The organism is Variovorax sp. Varisp85 (assembly GCF_047304045.1).
Classification (GTDB): domain Bacteria; phylum Pseudomonadota; class Gammaproteobacteria; order Burkholderiales; family Burkholderiaceae_C; genus Variovorax.
Genome location: NZ_JBGLYN010000013.1, coordinates 1 through 20,837, shown reverse-complemented (window position 1 = coordinate 20,837; position 20,837 = coordinate 1). Strand labels below are relative to the sequence as shown.

The 20,837-nt window shown below is 63.0% G+C and carries 22 protein-coding genes and 3 pseudogenes; 7 read left to right on the top strand and 18 right to left on the bottom strand.

Annotated features, from left to right (window positions below; genetic code table 11):
• Positions 1–3 precede the first annotated feature (3 nt).
• Positions 4–1,176: an acyl-CoA dehydrogenase family protein gene (locus tag ACCC97_RS07605; RefSeq protein ID WP_413332070.1), complete on the bottom strand. Its 1,173-nt coding sequence runs from the start codon at positions 1,174–1,176 to the stop codon at positions 4–6.
• 144 nt (positions 1,177–1,320) lie between these two features.
• Between ACCC97_RS07605 and ACCC97_RS07600 the strand changes: the two genes are divergently transcribed.
• Positions 1,321–2,070 carry an electron transfer flavoprotein subunit beta/FixA family protein gene (locus ACCC97_RS07600; RefSeq protein ID WP_413332068.1) on the top strand — a complete coding sequence of 250 codons (750 nt, stop codon included), beginning with the start codon at positions 1,321–1,323 and terminating at the stop codon, positions 2,068–2,070.
• Between the two features lie 13 nt (positions 2,071–2,083).
• The gene (locus tag ACCC97_RS07595; protein ID WP_413332066.1) at positions 2,084–3,016 is read left to right on the top strand and encodes an electron transfer flavoprotein subunit alpha/FixB family protein; all 933 of its coding nucleotides are present in this window, start codon (positions 2,084–2,086) and stop codon (positions 3,014–3,016) included.
• 436 nt (positions 3,017–3,452) lie between these two features.
• Here ACCC97_RS07595 and ACCC97_RS07590 read toward each other — a convergent pair.
• The 8 genes and pseudogenes from ACCC97_RS07590 to ACCC97_RS07555 all read right to left on the bottom strand — a co-directional run.
• A pseudogene (locus ACCC97_RS07590) lies at positions 3,453–3,563 on the bottom strand (exodeoxyribonuclease III); the annotation flags it as partial.
• Between the two features lie 16 nt (positions 3,564–3,579).
• Positions 3,580–3,642, bottom strand: a pseudogene (locus ACCC97_RS07585) (hypothetical protein); the annotation flags it as partial.
• Between the two features lie 88 nt (positions 3,643–3,730).
• On the bottom strand, positions 3,731–3,886 hold the full coding sequence (locus ACCC97_RS07580) for a hypothetical protein (RefSeq protein WP_413332065.1): 156 nt from the start codon (positions 3,884–3,886) through the stop codon (positions 3,731–3,733).
• 39 nt (positions 3,887–3,925) lie between these two features.
• Entirely contained in the window at positions 3,926–4,894 is a 969-nt protein-coding gene (locus tag ACCC97_RS07575; protein WP_413332063.1) for an alpha/beta fold hydrolase, read from the bottom strand.
• A 14-nt stretch (positions 4,895–4,908) separates the two neighbouring features.
• A complete protein-coding gene (locus ACCC97_RS07570) occupies positions 4,909–5,985 on the bottom strand; it encodes an alkene reductase (RefSeq protein ID WP_413332061.1) in 1,077 nt (358 codons plus the stop codon).
• Between the two features lie 39 nt (positions 5,986–6,024).
• On the bottom strand, positions 6,025–6,729 hold the full coding sequence (locus ACCC97_RS07565; protein WP_413332059.1) for an SDR family oxidoreductase: 705 nt from the start codon (positions 6,727–6,729) through the stop codon (positions 6,025–6,027).
• An 82-nt stretch (positions 6,730–6,811) separates the two neighbouring features.
• Complete coding sequence (locus tag ACCC97_RS07560; protein ID WP_413332057.1) at positions 6,812–7,813, bottom strand: NADP-dependent oxidoreductase; 1,002 nt, start codon at positions 7,811–7,813, stop codon at positions 6,812–6,814.
• Positions 7,814–7,926: 113 nt separating this feature from the next.
• Positions 7,927–8,532 carry a TetR/AcrR family transcriptional regulator gene (locus ACCC97_RS07555; protein WP_413332055.1) on the bottom strand — a complete coding sequence of 202 codons (606 nt, stop codon included), beginning with the start codon at positions 8,530–8,532 and terminating at the stop codon, positions 7,927–7,929.
• Between the two features lie 48 nt (positions 8,533–8,580).
• Here ACCC97_RS07555 and ACCC97_RS07550 point away from each other — a divergent pair, with 48 nt between their 5' ends.
• Positions 8,581–8,802: a hypothetical protein gene (locus ACCC97_RS07550; protein ID WP_413332052.1), complete on the top strand. Its 222-nt coding sequence runs from the start codon at positions 8,581–8,583 to the stop codon at positions 8,800–8,802.
• 177 nt (positions 8,803–8,979) lie between these two features.
• Here ACCC97_RS07550 and ACCC97_RS07545 read toward each other — a convergent pair whose 3' ends face one another.
• The 8 genes and pseudogenes from ACCC97_RS07545 to ACCC97_RS07510 all read right to left on the bottom strand — a co-directional run bounded on the left by ACCC97_RS07545 (position 8,980) and on the right by ACCC97_RS07510 (position 15,987).
• Positions 8,980–9,648: a glutathione S-transferase family protein gene (locus ACCC97_RS07545; RefSeq protein ID WP_413332050.1), complete on the bottom strand. Its 669-nt coding sequence runs from the start codon at positions 9,646–9,648 to the stop codon at positions 8,980–8,982.
• Positions 9,649–9,666: 18 nt separating this feature from the next.
• Complete coding sequence (locus ACCC97_RS07540) at positions 9,667–9,813, bottom strand: hypothetical protein (protein ID WP_413332048.1); 147 nt, start codon at positions 9,811–9,813, stop codon at positions 9,667–9,669.
• A 319-nt stretch (positions 9,814–10,132) separates the two neighbouring features.
• Positions 10,133–10,678, bottom strand: a pseudogene (locus tag ACCC97_RS07535) (acyl-CoA dehydrogenase family protein); the annotation flags it as partial.
• A 97-nt stretch (positions 10,679–10,775) separates the two neighbouring features.
• Positions 10,776–11,705, bottom strand: a complete 930-nt coding sequence (locus tag ACCC97_RS07530; protein ID WP_413332046.1) for a hydroxymethylglutaryl-CoA lyase — start codon at positions 11,703–11,705, stop codon at positions 10,776–10,778.
• An 18-nt stretch (positions 11,706–11,723) separates the two neighbouring features.
• Entirely contained in the window at positions 11,724–12,344 is a 621-nt protein-coding gene (gene leuD, locus ACCC97_RS07525) for a 3-isopropylmalate dehydratase small subunit (protein ID WP_413332044.1), read from the bottom strand.
• 8 nt (positions 12,345–12,352) lie between these two features.
• Positions 12,353–13,753 carry a 3-isopropylmalate dehydratase large subunit gene (gene leuC, locus ACCC97_RS07520; RefSeq protein ID WP_413332042.1) on the bottom strand — a complete coding sequence of 467 codons (1,401 nt, stop codon included), beginning with the start codon at positions 13,751–13,753 and terminating at the stop codon, positions 12,353–12,355.
• Positions 13,754–13,764: 11 nt separating this feature from the next.
• The gene (locus ACCC97_RS07515) at positions 13,765–14,736 is read right to left on the bottom strand and encodes a Bug family tripartite tricarboxylate transporter substrate binding protein (protein ID WP_413332040.1); all 972 of its coding nucleotides are present in this window, start codon (positions 14,734–14,736) and stop codon (positions 13,765–13,767) included.
• 48 nt (positions 14,737–14,784) lie between these two features.
• Positions 14,785–15,987 (bottom strand): CaiB/BaiF CoA transferase family protein, encoded by a 1,203-nt coding sequence (locus ACCC97_RS07510; RefSeq protein WP_413332038.1) that lies wholly within the window; start codon positions 15,985–15,987, stop codon positions 14,785–14,787.
• 54 nt (positions 15,988–16,041) lie between these two features.
• On the opposite strand from ACCC97_RS07510, the gene ACCC97_RS07505 reads away from it, so the two are divergent.
• Positions 16,042–16,746, top strand: coding sequence for an IclR family transcriptional regulator (locus tag ACCC97_RS07505; RefSeq protein ID WP_413332036.1), 705 nt, complete (start codon positions 16,042–16,044; stop codon positions 16,744–16,746).
• A gap of 24 nt (positions 16,747–16,770) precedes the next feature.
• On the opposite strand, the gene ACCC97_RS07500 is transcribed toward ACCC97_RS07505, so the two are convergent.
• Positions 16,771–17,751, bottom strand: coding sequence for a Bug family tripartite tricarboxylate transporter substrate binding protein (locus ACCC97_RS07500; protein ID WP_413332034.1), 981 nt, complete (start codon positions 17,749–17,751; stop codon positions 16,771–16,773).
• Between the two features lie 130 nt (positions 17,752–17,881).
• Between ACCC97_RS07500 and ACCC97_RS07495 the strand changes: the two genes are divergently transcribed.
• The 3 genes from ACCC97_RS07495 to trxB all read left to right on the top strand — a co-directional run bounded on the left by ACCC97_RS07495 (position 17,882) and on the right by trxB (position 20,652).
• Positions 17,882–18,829 carry a LysR substrate-binding domain-containing protein gene (locus ACCC97_RS07495; protein WP_413332032.1) on the top strand — a complete coding sequence of 316 codons (948 nt, stop codon included), beginning with the start codon at positions 17,882–17,884 and terminating at the stop codon, positions 18,827–18,829.
• An 83-nt stretch (positions 18,830–18,912) separates the two neighbouring features.
• Positions 18,913–19,665 carry a glutaredoxin domain-containing protein gene (locus tag ACCC97_RS07490; RefSeq protein WP_413332030.1) on the top strand — a complete coding sequence of 251 codons (753 nt, stop codon included), beginning with the start codon at positions 18,913–18,915 and terminating at the stop codon, positions 19,663–19,665.
• 45 nt (positions 19,666–19,710) lie between these two features.
• Positions 19,711–20,652 (top strand): thioredoxin-disulfide reductase, encoded by a 942-nt coding sequence (gene trxB, locus ACCC97_RS07485; protein WP_413332028.1) that lies wholly within the window; start codon positions 19,711–19,713, stop codon positions 20,650–20,652.
• Positions 20,653–20,837: the final 185 nt, after the last annotated feature.

Sequence of the window (20,837 nt, the reverse complement as noted above, 5' to 3'; positions counted from 1 at the left end):
TGACTAACCCAGGATGGTCTTGGAAAGGATGTCCTTCTGGACTTCACTCGTGCCGCCGTAGATGCTTGCCGCGCGGCTGTAGAAGTAGCGCATGGCGAGCGGCCCGGCCCAGTGCTCGGCACCTTCGCCGTCGTGCGGGCGCCGCTCCATGGCGGCGGGCCCGGCGATGCGCTGCAGCAATTGAGCAATCTCCTGCTGCAGTTCGGTGCCCTTGAGTTTCAGCACCGAGGCGAAGCCCGGGCTCTTCTGCGCCGCGTCGGGCGATAGCAAGAAGCGCCAGTTGGTGACCTCGAGTGCGCGCACCTCGGCGTCGAGCATCGCGATTTCGCTGCGCAGCTTGGGACTGTCGAGCAGTGCCTTGCCCGCCTGCGTGCGTCGGCCGGCGAGTTCGCGCGCGTAGTCCAGGCGTTCGCGGCACAGGCCCACGTTGGCAATGCCAGTGCGTTCGTTCATCAGAAGATACTTGGCGCAGTCCCAGCCGCGGCCCTCTTCGCCGACCAGGTTCTCGAGCGGCACGCGCACTTCGTCGAAGAAGACCTCGTTGAGGTGGTGCTGGCCGTCGATGGAGGTGATCGGACGGATCGTGATGCCCGGTGTGCGCAGGTCGATCAGCAGGAAGGAGATGCCGTTCTGCTTCTTGCCCGCGGCGTCAGTGCGCACCAGCGCGAAAACCCAGTCCGCGAGATGCGCTGTGGTGGTCCAGATCTTCTGGCCGTTCACCACGTAGTGATCGCCATCGCGTCGCGCGGCGGTACGCAGCGAGGCAAGGTCCGAGCCCGAGCCGGGTTCGGAGAAGCCCTGGCAAAACCAGATGTCGAGGTTGGCCAGTTTCGGCAGAAAGTGGCGTTTTTGCACTTCGGTGCCGAACTTCATCAGCACCGGCCCGAGCATGCCGACATTGAAGACCTGGGGCAAAGGCGCCGGGGCGCGGAAGAGCTCGTCAAGAAGGATCAGGCGCTCGGCCTGGCCCAACTCGGCCCCGCCGTAGGCGCGCGGCCAGTGAGGGGCGGCCCAGCCCTTTTCATTGAGGATGCGTTGCCAGGTGACGGTGTCCTGCTTGCGCGGCGGATGGCCGAGGCGGAGTCGGTCGCGGATGTCGACGGGCAGACGCTCTTTCACGAAGCGGCGTACTTCGTCGCGAAATTCGATCTGGCTGGCGGTGAACTGGAGGTCCATGGGTGAGGGGCGCCGAGGCGCGGAAGTCGATATCTCAGTGTAGCCTTGAAATTGTATTGGATCAACCATTGTCGATTGAATGTGCCTGCATGCCAGATGGTTGCGGATATACTTTAAATGGTCCAACCATTCATCTATGGAATCATGAAAATACTTGTATCGGTCAAGCGCGTCATCGACTCGAACATCAAGGCGCAGGTGAAGTCGGACGGTTCCGGCATCGAACTCGCCAACGTCAAGATGAGCATGAACCCCTTCGACGAGATCGCTGTCGAAGAAGCGGTGCGGCTGAAGGAAAAGGGCCTGGTCACGGAAGTGATCGCGGTGTCGTGCGGTGATGCCAAGTGCCAGGAAACCCTGCGCACCGCGATGGCCATCGGTGCCGATCGCGGCATCCTGGTCGAGACGAGCGAAGAGCTGCAGCCGCTGGCCGTGGCCAAGCTGCTCAAGGCACTGGTCGACAAGGAGCCGCCCCAGCTGATCATCCTGGGCAAGCAAGCCATCGATGACGACGCCAATCAAACCGGCCAGATGCTGGCTGCCTTGGCTGACCTGCCGCAAGCCACCTTCGCCTCGAAGGTCGACCTGGCAGCCGACAAGGTCACCGTCGCACGCGAAGTCGACGGCGGCATGGAAACCCTGACGCTCACGCTGCCCGCGGTCATCACGACCGACCTGCGCCTGAACGAGCCGCGCTACGTGACGCTGCCCAACATCATGAAGGCCAAGAAGAAGCAGCTGGACACCTTCAAGCCTGAAGACCTGGGCGTGGACGTGAAGCCCCGCCTGAAGACCCTCAAGGTCAGCGAGCCCCCGAAGCGCGGTGCCGGCATCAAGGTGCCCGACGTCGCCACCCTGGTGGACAAGCTCAAGAACGAAGCCAAAGTGATCTGAGGAAGAAACGAACATGACCGCACTCGTCATTGCCGAACACGACCACGCCAGCATCAAGCCGGCCACCCTCAACACCGTGACTGCCGCGCTGGCTTGCGGTGGCGACGTCCACATCCTCGTGGCCGGTGCCAACGCCGCCGAAGCCGCCAAGGCCGCCGCGCAGATCGTCGGCGTTTCCAAGGTGATCGCCGCTGATAGCGCATCGCTGGCCGAAAACCTCGCCGAGAACGTCGCCGCGCAAGTGCTGGCGATCGCCGGCAACTACAGCCACATCCTGTTCCCCTCGACCGCCAACGGCAAGAACGTCGCACCGCGCGTGGCTGCCAAGCTGGACGTGGCGCAGATCTCCGACATCACGAAGGTCGACAGCCCGGACACCTTCGAGCGCCCGATCTACGCCGGCAACGCCATCGCCACCGTGCAGAGCACCGACGCCACCAAGGTGATCACCGTGCGCACGACCGGCTTCGACGCCGCAGCCGCCACCGGTGGCAGCGCCACCGTTGAAACCGCTGAAGGCGTGGCCGACAGCGGCAAGAGCGCCTTCGTCGGCCGCGAAGTCACCAAGAGCGACCGTCCCGAACTCACGGCAGCCAAGATCATCGTCTCCGGTGGCCGGGCTCTGGGCAGCGCCGAGAAGTTCAACGAAGTGATGACGCCGCTGGCCGACAAGCTCAACGCCGGCCTGGGCGCCAGCCGCGCCGCAGTGGACGCGGGCTACGCCCCGAACGACTGGCAAGTGGGCCAGACGGGCAAGATCGTCGCGCCGCAGCTGTACATCGCCGCGGGCATCTCGGGTGCCATCCAGCACTTGGCCGGCATGAAGGACTCGAAGGTCATCGTCGCGATCAACAAGGACGAAGAAGCCCCGATCTTCTCGGTGGCCGACTACGGCCTCGTGGCCGACCTGTTCACGGCCGTGCCGGAACTCACCGGCGCGGTGTAAGGTGGGATGGTCGCTCTTCTTAACAGGAGAGTGGCCATGCAGTCTGCTGGACGTTGGCGTCCACGGTGGCTTGGAACCCACAGGACTGAGGCGGTCGCGTGCTGAACTTGTGGAGCAGAGGTGCGGGCGGCGGTGTTTGGGGTAGCTTCCAGTCTCCCGCAGTTTTCAATCGCATCTTTGCCCGTAACGCGAAACACGACAGATGCTTGGCGCCGTGCGATGGTGCTGCCGAAGAGCCGCTGGCTATGCCGATCTTCGCGCTGGCCGCCTACCGCCGGCACCGCGTGCGGACCGACGTGCTGACCAAGCTGAAGGTGGGCTGGACTTCTTCCGCACTACCAAGCGCGGCTCGCACGAGAGCAATGCGATGCAGGCCTGCGTGGGCACGCCGGCGAAGGCGCTGCCCGCGCTGTCGCGCTGAGCGGGCGGGGCTGGCTTACAGATTGAAGTCGTAGTCCACCGTGATCGGCGTGTGGTCCGAGAACTTCAGGGTCTTGTAGAACTGCTCGGTACGCGCCAGCGCGGCGGTCTTCGGCGTGGCGAGGTGGGTGAGCGGACCGGCCGTCCATGTTGGCCGACCCGATCAGCAGGCGTTCGCGATCGACGATCCCCGTCTTGGCGTGCAGGCGCGGAATGGATTTGCCGAAATTGCCGAAGCGCCGGGACCACGACCGTTGAACAGGATCACCTCGCGCCCTGCGGCCAGGCCATCGGTCACGAGGGGGGGCAGTGGTCCGTGCCTCCGCGGCAATGCTGGAGGAAGAACAGCGGCGGCTCGTTCGTCGCGGTATTCCCCCAGCGGTGGTAGGCGAAACAGTCGCAGTTCACCTCGACAAAGCGGGTGGGAACGGTGAGATGGGTGTGGCTCATGGAGGTGTCCTTGGCACGGCGGACCAGTCCCGGCAATTGCTAGCGGGCCAGAAACTCAAGCGTGCTGCGCACGAAGTCGGCATGGAGCTGGAATGCGCCGCCATGCCCGGCATCGGGGTAGATGATCAGCTGGCTGTTCGGCAGCCGCCGCGCCAGGTCGTAGGTGTTGACCGTTGGCACCATGCGGTCGTTGTCACCGTTGACCACCAGCACCGGCTGCTTGACCACCGAAAGATCGGCAGGGTCTTTTTTCCCCCACGCGCGCAGCGCCTCGAGTTGAGCGAAGAAGGCGCTGTTCGAGATTTCCTTGTCACGGTTCTCGGTGCGCTCCTGCAGGCGTGCCAGGAAGGTCTTGCCGGCCTCGATGCCGTTGGGCGTGCGCGTGAAGAACAGGAACTGCTTCGCGTCCTGGCCCGTGAAGAAGCCGCGCAGCATGTCGTAGAAGGTCACCCCCGCCACGGAGCTGATGCCTTCGCCGCCCGCCGGGCCGGTGCCGGCCAGAACCATCTTGCGGACGAGTTGCGGCTCCCTGAGCACGATCTCCTGGGCAACCATGCCGCCCATCGAGAAGCCCAGCAGGTCCACCTGCTGGAAGCCCTTGGCTTTGATGAAGGTGATGGCGTCGTCGGCCATCTGCTCGATCGAATCTGCCGGTGAACCGCTGCTGGAGCCAACGCCGCGGTTGTTGAATGCAATCACGTGGTGCTTGGCCGCAATGCCATCTATGACGCGCGGATCCCAATTGTCCAGAACGGCGGCCAGATGCACCAGGAACACGACCGGTGTTCCGCCGTGCTGCTGGCCCATCTCGCGGTAGGTGTAGTCCACGCCGCCTGCAGTGATGGTCTGGGTCGGCACCGTCTTCCAGGACAGCTCGGACCTCTGATCCACCGAGGGCTGGCTTTGGGCCGCGTCGGCTGCGGTGGGCTCTGCCGCTCCCGCCGTGAGCGGGTGCAGGGTCGTTGACAGGGCGAGGCCCAAGGTGAAGGCGCTGAACAGGCGTTTCATGGTGGGTCTTCGGGTCATGCGTTGAGCATGGGGTAGTCGGTGTAGCCCTTGGCGCCGGGCGTGTAGAACGTCGCCACGTCCAAGGGGTTGAGCGGTGCATCGGCCTGTATGCGTGCCACCAGATCGGGGTTCGAGATGAAGGGGCGGGCAAAGGCGATCAGATCCGCGTGGCCGGCCTCGAGCGCATGCTCGGCGCTGGCTCGGTCGAAGCCGCCGGCCAGGATGAACACCCCCGTGGACGCCGCGCGCAGGCGCAGCTTCAACTCAGCGGGCACGGGCGGTGCGCCCAAGGCGGAATGGTCCAACAGGTGGACGTACAAAATGCCCAGCCGCGACAGTTCCTCGGCAAGGGCCAGGTACTGCGCTTCGACATCCGGGTGGGCGCCGGTGCTGTTCAAAACGCCGCAGGGCGATAGACGAATGCCCACGCGTTCTGCGCCAATGGCGGCCACGGTGGCACGAACCACCTCCAGCGCGAAGCGGTTGCGTCCGTGGATGCCATCTCCATACGCATCGGTGCGCCGGTTCACATTGGCGTTCAGAAACTGCTCGATCAGATAGCCGTTGGCTGCGTGTAGTTCGACACCGTCGAATCCCGCCTCGATGGCCAGCCGGGCCGACTGGGCGTACTCCGCCACGGCGTGGGCGATGTCCTCGGTGCTCATGGGGCGAGGCGCACTATGGGGCTGAAGGCCCTGGGTGTCGGTGAACATCTCGCCGGGGCAGATTTCTGCCATCGGCCCGAGAACTTCAGCGTCGGCCGGCAGGTTGTCAACGTGAGTCACCCGGCCGGTGTGCATGAGCTGCACGAAGATCTTGCCGCCCTGGGCGTGCACGGCTTGCGTCACCTGCTGCCAGCCCTGCACATGGGCTTGGTCGAACAGGCCCGGAATGCGGGGGTAGCCCAGCCCATTGGGAGACGGCGAGGTGCCTTCGGTGACGATCAGGCCGGCCGTGGCACGTTGGCCGTAGTACTCGGCCATCAGGGCATTCGGCGTGTTGTGCTTCGCGGCGCGGTGACGCGTCATGGGCGCCATCACGATTCGATTGCGCAATTGCAGAGAGCGCTTGGCGAGTGGTGTGAAGAGCATGTCGGACTTTCTGTCGGCGTTGGGTTAAGGGGCGTTGGTTCACTGGGCCTGGGGAAGGTAGACCGGGCGCGGCGCCGTCAGGCCCTGCCTGACCTGCTGGGTGAGCGCGTCGGCCAACACCTCGTCGGCGCCCGCGGCCAACCCGTCGAGCGCACGCTGCACGATCTCTTCGGCGCTGCTCTTTGGGAACTCGAAACCCCGCGTGAGATCGGTATCGACATAGGCCATATGCAGGCCCAGCACCTGGGTCTTCTGGCCGGCCAGTTCGTGGCGCAACGCATTGGTCAAGGACCATGCCGCCGACTTGCTCGCCGAGTAGGCGGCCAGCTCGCCACCATTGACCCAGGACGCCACCGACAAAACGTTGATCAGTGCGCCACCGCCATTGGCCCCGAGCACGGATGCAAAGGCCCCGCTCACATTCAGTACACCGAAGAAATTGGTTTCGAAGATGCGGCGGGCCACCGTTTCGCTGTCTTCGGCGAGAAAGCCGCCGAGCTCGGCAATGCCGGCGTTGTTGATCACCAGGTTCACGTCGGTGGCAATCTGTGCCGCGGCTGCGATCTCGTCTGGCTTGGTGACATCGAGCCGCAGGGCCTGGACGCCAGGCAGCGTGACGGTGGCCGGATCACGTGCGGTGGCGTAGACCTTGCGGGCGCCGCGTGCGAGCAGTTCGCGGGCAAAGGCGAGGCCGATGCCGCGGTTGGCACCCGTGACGAGGACGACGGCGTTTTCGATTTTCATGGGGATCTCCAAAGGGTTGGGTGGTGGGGAATATGACGATCGTCATATGTGAAAGCGTGCGATGGCGGCCAGACGGAACGGTTCAACGAACCTTGATGACAACCTTGCCCTTGGCTCGGCCGCTCTCGACATAGGCCAGGGCTTCGTTGGTGGCGTCGAACGGAAAGACCTTGTCGACCACCGGGCGGATCGTGCCGGACTCGATGAGCGCCGCGATCTGCTTCAACTGGCTTCCGCTGCCCCTCATGAACACGAAGGTGTAGTTGAGCTTGAGGCGCTGCGCTTGCCTGCGAACGCTGGCGCTTAGCACTCTGAAGACCAGTCGCACCAGCCACGAGGCCTTGATGTCCTTGCCAAACTGCAGGTCGGGCGGCGAGGTGATGGACACAACGTGGCCACCAGGCTTGAGCACGCCTAGGGACTTTTTCAATGTCTTTTCATCCTGACTGTTCAGCACTACGTCGTAGTCGCGCAGCTGCTCTTCGAACGCATCTTTTCTGTAGTCGACGATGACATCGGCACCCAGGCTCTTTACCAGCGCGACGTTCCCCGCGCTGGTGGTGGTGGCCACCGTGGCGCCTAGGTACTTGGCCAACTGGATCGCAAATGTTCCGACGCCGCCGGAGCCCGCCTGGATGAAGACCTTCTGACCCTTGCGGAGCTTGGCCTTTTCGACCAGCGCCTGCCATGCCGTCAAACCGACCAGGGGGATCGAGGCGGCCTCCTCCATGGTGAGGTTCCTGGGCTTGAGCGCCACCGTGTCTTCATTGGCCGCAACGAGCTCTGCAAAGGTCCCGATGCGAAGGTCACGGGGCCTGGCGTAGACCTCGTCGCCCACCTTGAATTGGCTGACGCGAGGGCCGACACGAATCACTACGCCGGCTACGTCGTGCCCGAGGATGAAAGGTGTGCGGTAAGGCAGGATGAGCTTGAACTCGCCGTTGCGCACTTTGGCGTCGATGAGGTTGACCGCTGCCGCATGGACCTGAATCAACACCTCGTCGGCACGCAGTTCCGGCTCAGGCACGTCGCCGGCCCGCAGTGGCTTGTTCTTACCGTAGCGATCAACGATGAAGGCTTTCATTGCATTTCCTTGTTGCAGCCAGATTCACGGACACGTCCTACGACACCGGTTGATGGGGAATTTCGCATGATATTCGTCATATGTAATGTCAAAAAAAAGCAGGGACGGTGCAGTCACGCCTCAGAGGGTGCCAGCCGCTTCAATGCGGCACTGCACAGGGAGTCCGACAGCGCAGTGTCGTCGACGGCACGGGCCAGCATCAAGGTGCCCACCATGGTGGCAACGGTCACCAGCGCGTGTTCATGGGCACCTGGCTGCCCCCAGTCTGGCGACTGACGCGCAACCAGATCGATCATCTCCTTGATGCGGCGTGTGGCCGCCCGACGCACTTCAGGCGCTTGGCGAGGCATCTCGGAACCCAGGGCAGACACGGGGCAGCCCGTCTCGACGCCGGCGAGGTGCTCCTTGGAGAGATAGGCCTGTATCAAGGCCTGGAAAGCTTGCTCTGGGGGTACTGCGGCAATGACTTGGGCCCCGAAGGCGTTGGACTCGGCGCCGGCGCGGTCCGCCGCCTCGGCCAACATGGCCTCGCGGGACTCGAAGTGGGCGTAGAAGGCGCCATGCGTCAAGCCCGCCTCCTTCATGATGTCGGCCACGCCAGTGCCGTCGTAGCCGCTGCGCCGGATGGCGCGTGCAGCAGCCTGCACAATGCGCTCGTGCGATGCCTCCTTGGCGGCGGCTCGGGCGTTGACGTGTGTTTTTCGCATGATGGTCATCATACATTAGCCGGGCCCATGGCGCAAGAGTTGGGTTGCGCGGAATCCGTCATGACGCTCGGCCTGGAGGCTGACGCCGCCGCCCCAAGACGCTCAGCCGTTCATGATGCGGGCAAAGATGGCCTGGTGCAGCCATCGCGGCGTCGCCCACGCCATCGCCACGGCGGCCTAGGGCAAACCGCACAGGACTTCCATGCGCGCGTGCCCGGCATGTCGGCGCAGGCCTTTGAAACGGTCGTCAAGCACGCCTTGCCGCTGATCATCGGGCCATGATCGCTCAGCAACCCGGCCGAAGTTGCGGCACAAGTGATCGAGCAGCCCGGTCTGGAGAGTCTGCGATACGACTTCGAACAGGATCTCGAACTAGCCCTGCTGTCATTGATGCGCGGGGTAGCTCCGTCATAGCCCCATGTCGACAGGCACGGCCTTCGAAGCTGCGAGGGTTCGTTCTCAGGGCCGGATGTCCGGCGACGGAATTGTCGCGACGCCCTGGGCGCTGGCCGCGGCCGCCTGCGCCGCCATGGCGGCCTGGTATGCGGGGCGCGCCTGCAAGCGTTTCCAGTAGGTCGACACGGCCGGCGTGAATCGTTCGTTCAACCCCAGGTGCTGGGCGAGCAAGAGCGCATATCCGACTGAAATATCGGCGGCAGTGAACCGGTCGGCGCAAAGGTATTCCTGTTTCGCAAGCAGAGGCTCCAGGGTTCGCAGGCGTGCTGCAAACCATCTGGCGTAGTCTTCGGCGACCTGGGGCTGCCGGCGTTCACCCACCTCGAAATGTGCGTACCGCAACACGAGCGTTTGCGGAAAGGTCAGAGTCGCTTCTCCGAAATGAAGGAAGTTCAGATAAGCGCCGTAGTCCGGCTCGTCCACACCGACGTCGAGCCTGCCGGCGGAGAACCGTGCCGCGAGATATTGGCAGATGGCCACCGACTCCGTCATACGGACGCCATCCTCGGAAAAGGCGGGTACGGTTCCTAGCGGATTGATGTCCAGGTACGAGCGGGCCAGCGCTCGCGGTGGAAATGGAAGCATCGCCAGTTCGTAGGGAACTCCAATTTCCTCGAGTGCCCAAAGCGGCCGGAACGACCGCGCACTGACGCAATGATGCAAGATGACCATGTGTGCATTCTCACCGCCTCATTGCGCCTTGCCCCAGTGATTCTGCGACTCGATGCCAGCCGTTGGCACTGGCAGGCTCCCCGCCAGCTTCTGGCTTTCGACCAAGAAGACTAGAGAGACAACGACGTCATAGTCAAGCGCCCTTCCATCATCGATGATCTTCAAGGCGCTCTCAAGCGTCCATGCAACCCTGTTGAAGCAGCAAATACGTACGACGGATTCGAGCTGATGAGGCGACCTTGGTGATACCTTTATTGGGAACCCTTCGCCAACGTTGGCTGCGGAGAGCGCTTCAACTAGTGGGGCTCTCAGGAGTTTCGCCAGGTTCGTAGCATCGTCACTGGGTTTCATGGTCCTCGGAATTTCTAACATCGTGCTTTCTCCAAACTCACGCATGGAAGATTCGCCCAAGCAATCGCAGGTACGACCGAGTGCCCCGAGCAGCCACGTCTGATTTCAAAGCGATCTCGGCAGTCAACCGCCCCTACGCCAGCGCGCGCTGGATCAGCAGCTTCTGGATGTCCGAAGTGCCTTCGTAGATCTGGCACACGCGCACGTCGCGGTAGATGCGCTCCAGCGGAAAGTCGTTCACGTAGCCGTAGCCGCCCAGCGTCTGGATGGCGGCGCTGCACACGCGCTCGGCCATCTCGCTCGCGAACAGCTTGGCCATGGCGGCTTCCTTCAGGCAGGGCAGGCCGGCGTCGCGCAGGCTGGCTGCATGCCAGATCAGTTGGCGCGCGGCTTCGATCTGCGTCGCGCATTCGGCAAAACGGAAGCCCACGGCCTGCTGGTCGAAGATGGAGCCGCCGAAGGCCTGGCGCTCCTTGGCGTAGGCCAGTGCGGCGTCGAAGGCGCTGCGCGCCATGCCCACGCTCTGAGCGGCGATGCCGATGCGCCCGCCTTTCAGCGCGCCGAGCGCGATCTTGTAGCCCTCGCCCTCCGCGCCGATCAGGTTCTCGCGCGGAATGCGGCAGCCGTCGAAGTTGATCTGCGCGGTGTCGCTGCTGTGCTGGCCCAGCTTGTCCTCCAGCCAAGGCCGTGTCCGCTGCGCCCATTGCGTATCTCCTTGTGGAGCACCGAGGCCCCTTCAAACTGTTTGATTTGAGCCGACGATCAACGGGCAAAGTTCACCGTGCCGTGGCGGCAGGTGCCGCCTCGGCGTCATAGAGCCGCAGGCGCTTTCCCGCGCGCATGACTTGACCCGGCAAAGGGCGCCCCAGCGTCTCTTCCAGCAGCCATGCCGCCCGTACGAGCGAATCGAGGTCGATCCCCGTATCGTGACCTTCCTCATGGAGGTAGTGCACCAGATCCTCGGTGCACACATTGCCCGTGGCGCCAGGGGCGAAGGGACAGCCTCCAACCCCTCCGACCGAGGATTCGTACTCCTCGATCTCAAGCTCCAGGCCAGCTGCCACGTTCACGAGACCGAGACCCCGGGTGTTGTGGAAATGGAGCGAAAGCCTTGCCTCGGGGACGGCGTTCCGGACGCTTGCGCACACGGCCCGAACCACGGCGGGCGTCGCCATGCCCGTTGTGTCCGCCAGGGTGACATGGCGGATTCCGATGCGGCTGAGCGCGTGGACGATACCGACCACTGAACTGGCATCCACATCGCCTTCGAAGGGGCAACCGAAGACAGTGGAAATCGCGCCCCGCACCGGAATGCGATGCTGGAATGCCACGTCGGCGACCGCTTCGATGTTGATCAGCGAATCGGCGATGCTGCGGTTCAGGTTCTTCCTGTTGTGCGTCGCGCTGGCTGACACGAACGCCACCAACTCGTCAGCCCCGGCCCGGATCGCATCATGTGCACCTCGAACATTGGGCGCAAGCACGCTCACGACAGAGCCTTCCGGTCTGCTGATCCGCTGTACGACGTCGGCGGCATCCGCCATCTGCGGGACGGCCGTGGGCGATACGAAGGAGGTGGCCTCCACGGAGCGTATGCCTGTGTGGAAGAGCGCATCGATAAGCTGGACTTTTCGAGCGGTGGGAATGAAGCTCCTCTCGATCTGCAGGCCGTCTCGCGGCCCGACCTCGGTGATTTTGATTTGCATAGGTTCTCAACCAAAAAATCAGCTGCCCGTTTGCCAGATCCAGGGACGCACCTGACGGTCCCTTTGCTGAAACGCGGAAATGTCATCCTCGTAGCGCTCAGCGAGGGTGATGGGATCAAGCCCTTGGAGCAAGGCATCGCGTTGGGCTGTGTCAAGCGTGAATGAATGCACCGATCCGTCCGGAAAGGTGACCTGGCACGCCTTCAGATCGATGTCGACCAGCTTGCATTCCTCTCTCTCGAGCATGGCCAGGAGGTCTTCGACTTCCTGCTCCTTCAAGGACAAGGGGAGGATGCCGTTCTTGATGCAGTTCTCGTGGAGGATGGAAGCGAAGCTTGGAGCGATGACACATCGAATGCCGAAATCCGCAAGTGCCCAGACCGCATGTTCGCGTGAGCTCCCACATCCGAAGTTCGACTGCGCAACCAGAACGGTCGCCTGTCGAAAGGGTGCTCGGTTCAACACGAAGTCGCCGACCTCGTCTCCGCCCGGCGCGTACCGCCATCGATGGAACAAGTAGTTGCCCAGCCCCGATTTCTTCAGGGTGTAAACATGCTGAACCGCGATGATAGCGTCGGTGTCCACGTTTGCTTTGGGCATCGGTGCGGCGATGCCTCGCCATTGAGTGAAGGGCTGCATGATCAGTCTCAGAGACGTCGAGCGTCGGTGATGACGCCGGTGATGGCCGCGGCCGCCGCGACGGCGGGGCTGGCAAGGTGGGTACGGGCACGAGGGCCTTGCCGGCCTTCGAAATTGCGATTCGAGGTGGAGACGCACCGCGCGCCCGGTGGAACAACGTCGTCGTTCACCGCAGCGCACATCGAACATCCCGGCTCGCGCCACTCGAAACCGGCGTCCAGGAAGACACGATGCAAGCCCAACGCTTCGGCCTCGCGCTTGACCGTCATCGAACCCGGGACCACCAAAGCTCTGACGTGGCTCGCTACCTTGTGACTGCGGACGATCTCGGCAGCGGCCGAAAGATCTGACAGTCGGCTGTTCGTGCAAGAGCCGATGAAAACTGCGTCGACTTTGAGGCCAAGCAAGGAAGCGCCGGGCTGCAGCCCCATGTACTCGATCGCACGCTGCGCGGCTCCGCGCTGCTCCTCGGTATCGAAGTGGGCTGGAATCGGCACTGTCGAGTCGATCGGCATCACTTGCTCGGGGCTCGTGCCCCAGGTGATCTGCGGCGCCGCAGCGCTCGCGTGGAAGCGCAGTTCCCTGTCGAACACTGCCCCGGGGTCAGAGGCCAGCTGCCGCCACTCCCGTACCGCTGCATCGAAGCTTGAACCCTTCGGTGCGAACTCGCGTCCGTGAAGATAGCTGAACGTCGTGTCGTCCGGAGCGATCATGGTGGTGCGTGCGCCGGCTTCCACGCCCATGTTGCACAGGGTAAATCGTCCCTCCATGGGCATATCGGTGATCGCTTGCCCCGCGAGCTCGAGCGCATAGCCTGTGGCGCCTGCTGTTCCGATCTGTCCGATCAGGTACAGGATGAGGTCTTTGGGCGTCACGCCGGCACTCAGTTGACCGTCGACCAGAATCCGCATCGTTTTCGGCTTGCGCACGGCAAGGGTCTGGGTCGCGAGCACTTGCTCCACCGACGAGGTGCCGATTCCCCAGGCCCATGAGCCCAGCGCACCGACCGTACCGGTATGACTGTCACCGCAAACCAAGGTCATGCCCGGCAACGCAATGCCCAGTTCGGGAGCGATGACATGGACGATGCCCTGCTGTGCATCCTGCACATCGAAATGCCGTATGCCATGAGCACGGGTACTGCTGCGGAACGCTCGTATCAGCGCGGCCCCGCCCTCGACGGTTTCGTCATCCCGATTGCGCCGTGTCGATACCAGATGGTCGGTCGTTCCGAAGGTCAGCTCCGGATTGCGCACCCGCCGGCCGGCCTGCTGGAGGCCATCGAAGGCCTGAGGGCTCGTGATCTCGTACAGCAGGTGGCGGTCGATGTGGACCAATGTCTCGCCAGCCTCGAGGTCAGCGATGCGATGCTGATCCCAGAGTTTTTCGAAAAGAGTGCAGGCGGTCATGACTGCGGCCTCTACTGGATGACTGCGCCGGACCGAGACACCAGCGAGCCGTGCTTGGTGAATTCGGTCCGCATGAACGCCATGAGCGCCTCGGGTGCCATCGCAGCAGGCACTGCGCCTTCGGCCGCAATCTGGCCCTTGAAGGAATCCGATTGCACGATTGCCGTGATGGTCTCGTTGAGCTTCTGCACGATTTCCTTCGGCATGCCCTTCGGTCCGATCACTGCGTACCACGCCTCCAGGACGCAGCCAGGAAAGCTTTCCGCGATCGCGGGTGCTTCGGGCAGGTTCGGCATGCGTTTGGCACTGGATACCCCCAGCACCTTGAGCCTGCCTTGTTTGACGAGCCCCTCGACACTGGCGTACGAGAAAAAGGCCACATCGACGGTTCCACTGACCAAGTCCGGAATGACGGGCCCCGCCCCCTTGTACGGCACATGGGTGAGCGTGAACTGCCCCTGCTCCTGCATGTACATCCCCATGAGGTGCAGGATGGTGCCGTTCCCCGAGGAGCCCAAAGTCAGCTTTCCGGGGCTCTTCAGCGCCAGCGCCTTCAGTTCGCCGACATTGTTCGCTGGCAGATCTGCCCGCGCGATCAGAACCATCGGCGTTGATGCGACCCCCGCGATCGGCGTCATGTCTTTCAGCGCGTCGTACGCGAACTTCTTGTACAGGTGAGGGAACACCACGTAGTTCGAGCTGATCAGGCCGATCGTGTAGCCGTCCGGCTGTGCGCGCAGCAGGTTCTCGGTGCCCAGTACCCCGCCTGCCCCGGGAAGGTTCTCGACGAACACGGGTTGCTTCACTGCCCTGGTCATCTGGTCCGCGAGGCGGCGTGCCATGCCATCAGCGCCCGAGCCCGCCGAGTTTGGCGTCGTGAGCCGAATGGATTTGCTGGGATAGGCTTCACTCGCGAACGCGAGGTGCGGGATCCACAAGAGTGAAGAAGCGGCAAGAAGTTGACGACGATTGAATCCGGTCATGTGGTTGTCTCCTACGGTTTTTGTGGGGGATGATCAGTTCGGGGATTGCTATTGGGGTCCGGCAACGGCACCGCAATCGAACAAGTGCTGCGACTCCGCGTCCGACAATCCCCAGGTGTTCAGATACTCAGCGGTCTGCGCACCGACGCCCTGAGGCTGGAGGCGAACACTGGGCAAGTGGTCGTCGATTCGGAATGGCATCGCCGGCAAACTGGCGCGCCGGTCGCCAACCTTCACCTCCAGCAGTGAGCCGTTGGCACGCAAATGCTCGTCCTCGAGAAGATCCAGCGGAGTGCGCACGGGCCCGAAGGGAATCTCAGCCTTCTTGCAGAGTGCCTCGACAGCGGCCATTGAGAGCGTCGCGAACTTCTCGTTGAGACGCGGGATGAGCCAAGGCCGCTCCTTGGTCCTGCTCGAATTGGTCGCCAAGCGCGGGTCGTCCAGGAGCTCTTGCAGGCCGAAGGCGACACAGAACCGGTTCCATTGAGCGTCGCTGGTGATGCCGATGAACATCTGGCCGTCGGCGCATGGGCAGAGGTCGTAGAGGCACCAGGCCTGCGTCCTCGCCGGCATCGGCACGACTGGTGTGTCGCCGAACTGCGCCATGGCCATGTGCTGACCCACCAGGAAGGCAGTCGTCTCGTACAAGGCACTGGTCACACGGGAACCTTGGCCCGTGGCTTCGCGAGCACGAAGAGCGGCCATGATTCCAATCACGCCGAACATGCCGCCTGTCATGTCGACAATGGACGCACCCGCCCGGATCGGTTGGCCGACCGGACCCGTCATGTAGGCCAGCCCACCCATCATCTGTACGACTTCATCGAGAGCAGGGCGCGCCTGATAGGGGCCCGGCAGAAAGCCCTTAAGCGAGCAATAGATGATCCGGGAATTGATGCGGTTCGCCTCGGCATAGCCATACCCCAGCCGATCCATCACATCGGGACCGAAGTTCTCGATCACCACGTCGGCCCATTCGAAGGCGCGCGCGAGCACCGGACGGGACAGAGGATTCTTCAGATCGATCGCAACGCTTTGCTTGTTGCGGTTGAGATAGCCGAAGAACCCCGACCCGAAGCCCGTGAGGCTGCGCGTCGGATCGCCTTCCACACGCTCGATGCGTACGACCTCCGCTCCGAGATCCGCCAGGATCAGGCCGCATGTGGGCGCCATGACCGTGTGGCCGAAGTCCAGGACTTTCAGCCCAGCCAGCGGCAGTCTGGAATCGATGTCTTCACTATTGTGTTTCATCTGATGATCCTCTATGATCGTTGTATGAAACAACTTTAGCGTTGAAAGGGCTTTATGTCAAAAGAAGACTCCGCGGCAGGGACATCCGCGCTGCGCGTCAACGCGCTGGAGCGAGGGCTTCGGCTGCTGATGGCGTTGCGCTATGACGAGGGCCAGAAGCTCAGCGAGGTGGCCCGTGCGACAGGTCTGGACAAAGCCACCGCGTCCCGCCTGTTGCGCTCGCTGGCGCAGTACTCTTTCGTGTTGAAGGACGGAACCGAGCGCTATCGACTGGGGCCGGCGATAGCAGTGCTCGAGCGCACGGGTAACGCGACGCAAGGCATCGCGGCCGTGGTCCAGTCAACCTTGAACCGCCTCGCAGAGGACACCGGAGAGACCGCTAGTTTCTTCGTGCCCCATGGCGATCTGCGCTTGTGCGTTGCAGTCGCCTTTGGGAATCAGGCTGTCAGCCACCTTCTGAGGGTCGGCGACACCCTGTCGACGGAACGAGGCGCAAGTGGTCGCGTCATGCGCCAGTTCGAAACCGGCAGGCCCGTCGGTTCTCCCGACCTGGTGCAGACGAGCCTGGGAGAGCGAGATCCGGAACTCGCGGCGGTTGCATCGCCCGTCTTCGACACGCGCGACAGATTGCTGGGAGCACTCTCGTTGTCGGGCACGTGCACACGGTACTCATCTCCCGGTCACTTGAAGAGCTTGCAGGTGGCCGTGGCCGCGGCGGCGCGGGAGATCGAGGCACTGTTCACCGCGCCTGCTTCGTAGGTGGAGGAGCTACATCCAGCCCGGTCAATCCACGCGCACGCCGGCAGCTTTGACGAGTTCGCGGTTCACGGTGGCGTCATGGGCAATCGCCGCCTTGAACTCCGTGCGGCCCTTCGGTGCAACGACGATGCCCTGCTTGTGCAGCCTTGAGCGCGCTTCTTCGGTCGCAACGATCGCGAGCAGCTGCTTTTCGAGAGCCGCGACGTCGGCTTCCGGCATTCCCACTCTACCGAGCAACCCAATCCAGCCGCTGTACTCGTAGCCCGGAAATCCAGATTCTTCGACGGTCGGGACCTTCGGTAGATCGGGCCAGCGTTCCTTGGTTGTCACCCCCAGGCCGATGAGTTGCCCCGAGGCGACGAAAGGTTGGGCCGCCACCACAGAAATTACCCCCACCGGCAGTTGACCACCCAGCAGATCGGCCGTGAGTGGCCCGGAGCCTTTGTATGGAACGTGCTGCATGGAAACCTTGGCGCGTTCCTTCAGCATCTCGGTCGCGAGATGCGCGGGATGGCCACTGCCGCCCGTGCCGAACGAGATCGAGTTCGGCTTGGCGCGCGCCGCGTCCAGTAGATCGCGCAATGTTTTGAAATTTGTCGAAGGATGCGCAACGATCACGAATCCCGTCACGCCGAGCTGCGCGATCGGCACGAACTCCTCGAGGGCATATCCCGGCTTCTGGTACAGGGCAAGGTTGATGGTGTGGTTGTTCGAGGTGACCAGCACGCTGCTGCCGTCTGCATCCGAGCGCGCAACCAGCGCGGCAGCAATGTTGCCGCCGGCACCCGGACGGTTGTCCACAATCACCGCCCGGCCCTGCAGCGTCGCGGGCAACTTCTCGGACAGTAGCCTGGCAGTGGCGTCGACGGCGCCACCCGGCGGATACGGGACCACGAGGCGCAAAGGCTTCGCGCTTTGCGAGAAGGCGGGCAGCACGCACAATCCGACGGCTGCAGTTGCAGCACCCAGGAGCGTGCGTCGGCGAATCACGGGAGTTTGTCTCATGGCAGGAGCCTTGTAGTGGTGGGTATCGAGAGAAGTATCCCGATCGCCAGGAGGTCCGCTATTCAATCGGAGTATCCGGGCATCGCAACCGAAGATGGCATGCCGGCTTTGCCGAGCCAATGAGCGTTATATGGACCTTCGCCAGCTGAAGTATTTCGTCAAGATCGTCGAGCAGCGCAGCATGTCGCGGGCGTCGGTGGAACTCAATGTGGCCCAGTCGGCCCTGAGCCTGCAGATCTCTGGCCTGGAAACGCGCCTTCATCAGAAGCTGTTGATCCGCCGTTCGACGGGGGTGACTCCCACAGAGGCCGGTAAGACGCTCTACAAGCACGCGGTCGCCATCCTGCGGCAGGTGGAACGTGCCACGCAGGACGTCGAACGGTCCGCGTCCGAAGTGAGCGGGCCCGCTTCGCTGGGCTTGCCGGTGGTCGTGCAGGACCTCCTTGCCATCGACCTCCTGGTGGCTGCGCGGACACGGCTGCCGCAGGTCAGGCTCCACTTGGCCGAGGGCATGAGCTACCTGCTGAAAGAGATGGTCCTGCAGGGAAGGCTTGACATGACCGTCACCTACCAGTTCGAGCCTTCGCCTGGCATCGTGGAGCAGCCCTTGTTCAACGAGATGATTTATCTCGTGTCCCCCGCCGATTCGGGTGTCGAGCCACGCGAGCGAGGCATGTCGATCGCCGAGGTGGCGAGGTTGCCGCTGTTTCTTTCGAGCCGCCAGACGGGAATGAGACGGATCGTGCAAGCCGGGCTGACCGCGCATGGCCTCGCTATCGAGCCGCTTGCGGAAGTCGACTCTCTTCGGACTTTGGTCGACGCAGTGGAAACCGGCAACGCGCACACGATCCTGCCCGCATCCGCCCTGCAGAAGCAGCTCAAGAGCCTGACCGACCGTCCGCTGGTCATCAACGCACTGGACATTTCCAGGAACGTGGTGCTGTGCACCTCCGAGCACCTTCCGCTCGGAGCAGCGGCGACCGCCGTCTACGACGTATTGGACAACTTGATCCGCGAGGCTTTGGAGGACCGGAGGTGGGTCGGCATCCGTCCCGTTCCGGACGCGCCATCGACTTGAACGAAGGCCCTGTCTGCACATTGAATAGCGCCGCGGCCGTGCGATCCATAGAGTGAAGTCTTCATCACTCAAGCAGGCCTGCCATGGAATCGATCACCGTCTACTGGACCACCGGATGCTCTAGTTGCGTCAGGGTCAAGGAGTTTCTGACCAGCAAGGGCGTTCCCTTCGAATCTGTCAACATCGCCACCGACCCTGGCGCCATGAAGTTTCTGGCGTCATTGGGGATCCGGTCCATTCCGGTGGTGGTGCGTGACCGGGAGTACACCTTCGCGCAGTCGCTGGACGACGTTGCCAAGTTCGTGGGTGTCGAAAACGTCGTGGACGTCCTGCCTCCCGAAGTGCTCGTGGAGCGCTGGAAGAAGATCATGGAGATCGCCACGCATGCGATCTCGAAGATTCCTGCCGCGATGCTGGAGGAACGGCCGGCGCCCCCGCGTGAGCGCACGGTTCGCGATGTGGCGTATCACATCTTCCAGGTGCCCGACGCCTATTTACAGGTCGTGATCAATGGCCTGGAAGACTGGACGATCGTCGCCAACGTGGATGCACCGCCAGACATCGACCTCCCCGGCATCCTCGCCTATGCGGACGACAAGAAGAAGCGGGTGGCCCAGTGGTGGGACGCCCTCGAAGACCGAAGCTGCACACAACCTCTGAAGATGTTCTATGGCGTGCATTCCATGCATTCCTTTCTCGAGCGCTCGGTCTGGCACAGCGGCCAGCACACGCGTCAGCTCCTCTGGTGGTGCAACGAAAAGGGCATCCCCGTCGAGCAGCAGCTGACCAGCGAAATCCTGCAGGGACTGCCCATGCCCAAGGGACTTTGGGAATAGGCCCGGGCCGATGACCTTCGCGCAACTTCCATTCGTGACTTCCTCATGCTCAATCACTCCAAACTGATCATCCTGGGTTCAGGCCCTGCCGGTTACACCGCCGCCATTTACGCGGCGCGAGCGAATCTTGCCCCCGTGCTCATCACCGGCAACGTGCAGGGTGGCCAACTGACGACGACCACGGACGTGGAAAACTGGCCGGCCGATGTCCAGGGCGTGATGGGGCCTCAACTGATGGAGCGATTTTTGCAGCACGCAGAGCGCTTCGATACGCGCGTGATAGTCGACCACATCCGTGAGGTGAATCTGCAAAGTCGGCCGTTTGTCCTCACGGGGGATAGCGGCTCCTACTCTTGCGACGCCCTGATCATTGCCACCGGCGCGTCAGCCAAGTACTTGGGACTTCCCTCGGAAGAAACGTTTCGTGGCCGCGGCGTTTCAGGATGCGCGACCTGCGACGGATTCTTCTACGTGGATCAGGATGTCTGCGTTGTGGGCGGTGGAAACAGCGCGGTGGAAGAAGCCCTCTACCTGTCGAACATCGCCAGGAAGGTCACCCTGATTCACAGGCGCGAGAAGTTCCGGGCCGAGCCGATCCTCCTGGACCGGCTGCACAAGAAAATCGAAGAGGGCAAGATCGAACTGAAGTTGAACTGCTTGGTCGAACAGGTGCTGGGTGACGACGAAGGCGTCACGGGCGTACGGCTTCAAGATCGGGCTGGGGCCTTCAGCGAGCTGGTGGAAGTGAAGGGCTGCTTCATTGCGATCGGGCATCAACCTAATACGATCCTCTTCGAAGGCCAACTGACGATGGCGGATGGCTACATCAAGACGCGGTCGGGCCTGGATGGGTATGCCACCATGACCAATGTTCCCGGGGTGTTCGCCGCAGGGGACGTTCAGGACCACATCTATCGGCAAGCGGTCACCAGTGCGGGAAGCGGTTGCATGGCTGCCTTGGACGCGCAGAGATTTCTTGACTCTTGAGGACGTCGCAGCACTTGAGCAGGAGGACAAGCCGCCAGGGCCGGCTAGGGAAAGGTCCGCAAAACCCCGTCCACGACGACTGATGAGATTGCGTGCGAGTCGATCGGGTGCCCTCAAGCCAGCATCGATTGCTGGGCGAAGATTCCCGCCATCGCGCCCTGCGACGATGCCTGGGTGACCGAGGG

Excerpts from the sequence above, each read along its gene's own strand:
- leuD (WP_413332044.1), bottom strand. The coding sequence starts at position 12,344 with ATGCAGCCCTTCACTCAATGGCGAGGCATCGCCGCACCGATGCCCAAA.
- ACCC97_RS07565 (WP_413332059.1), bottom strand. The coding sequence starts at position 6,729 with ATGAAAATCGAAAACGCCGTCGTCCTCGTCACGGGTGCCAACCGCGGC.
- ACCC97_RS07575 (WP_413332063.1), bottom strand. The coding sequence starts at position 4,894 with ATGAAACGCCTGTTCAGCGCCTTCACCTTGGGCCTCGCCCTGTCAACG.
- ACCC97_RS07530 (WP_413332046.1), bottom strand. The coding sequence starts at position 11,705 with ATGCAAATCAAAATCACCGAGGTCGGGCCGCGAGACGGCCTGCAGATC.
- ACCC97_RS07505 (WP_413332036.1), top strand. The coding sequence starts at position 16,042 with ATGTCAAAAGAAGACTCCGCGGCAGGGACATCCGCGCTGCGCGTCAAC.
- ACCC97_RS07500 (WP_413332034.1), bottom strand. The coding sequence starts at position 17,751 with ATGAGACAAACTCCCGTGATTCGCCGACGCACGCTCCTGGGTGCTGCA.
- ACCC97_RS07605 (WP_413332070.1), bottom strand. The coding sequence starts at position 1,176 with ATGGACCTCCAGTTCACCGCCAGCCAGATCGAATTTCGCGACGAAGTA.
- ACCC97_RS07560 (WP_413332057.1), bottom strand. The coding sequence starts at position 7,813 with ATGAAAGCCTTCATCGTTGATCGCTACGGTAAGAACAAGCCACTGCGG.
- ACCC97_RS07570 (WP_413332061.1), bottom strand. The coding sequence starts at position 5,985 with ATGCTCTTCACACCACTCGCCAAGCGCTCTCTGCAATTGCGCAATCGA.
- trxB (WP_413332028.1), top strand. The coding sequence starts at position 19,711 with ATGCTCAATCACTCCAAACTGATCATCCTGGGTTCAGGCCCTGCCGGT.
- ACCC97_RS07595 (WP_413332066.1), top strand. The coding sequence starts at position 2,084 with ATGACCGCACTCGTCATTGCCGAACACGACCACGCCAGCATCAAGCCG.
- ACCC97_RS07580 (WP_413332065.1), bottom strand. The coding sequence starts at position 3,886 with ATGAGCCACACCCATCTCACCGTTCCCACCCGCTTTGTCGAGGTGAAC.
- ACCC97_RS07495 (WP_413332032.1), top strand. The coding sequence starts at position 17,882 with ATGGACCTTCGCCAGCTGAAGTATTTCGTCAAGATCGTCGAGCAGCGC.
- ACCC97_RS07550 (WP_413332052.1), top strand. The coding sequence starts at position 8,581 with ATGACGCTCGGCCTGGAGGCTGACGCCGCCGCCCCAAGACGCTCAGCC.
- ACCC97_RS07510 (WP_413332038.1), bottom strand. The coding sequence starts at position 15,987 with ATGAAACACAATAGTGAAGACATCGATTCCAGACTGCCGCTGGCTGGG.
- ACCC97_RS07555 (WP_413332055.1), bottom strand. The coding sequence starts at position 8,532 with ATGATGACCATCATGCGAAAAACACACGTCAACGCCCGAGCCGCCGCC.
- ACCC97_RS07545 (WP_413332050.1), bottom strand. The coding sequence starts at position 9,648 with ATGGTCATCTTGCATCATTGCGTCAGTGCGCGGTCGTTCCGGCCGCTT.
- ACCC97_RS07600 (WP_413332068.1), top strand. The coding sequence starts at position 1,321 with ATGAAAATACTTGTATCGGTCAAGCGCGTCATCGACTCGAACATCAAG.
- ACCC97_RS07515 (WP_413332040.1), bottom strand. The coding sequence starts at position 14,736 with ATGACCGGATTCAATCGTCGTCAACTTCTTGCCGCTTCTTCACTCTTG.
- leuC (WP_413332042.1), bottom strand. The coding sequence starts at position 13,753 with ATGACCGCCTGCACTCTTTTCGAAAAACTCTGGGATCAGCATCGCATC.
- ACCC97_RS07490 (WP_413332030.1), top strand. The coding sequence starts at position 18,913 with ATGGAATCGATCACCGTCTACTGGACCACCGGATGCTCTAGTTGCGTC.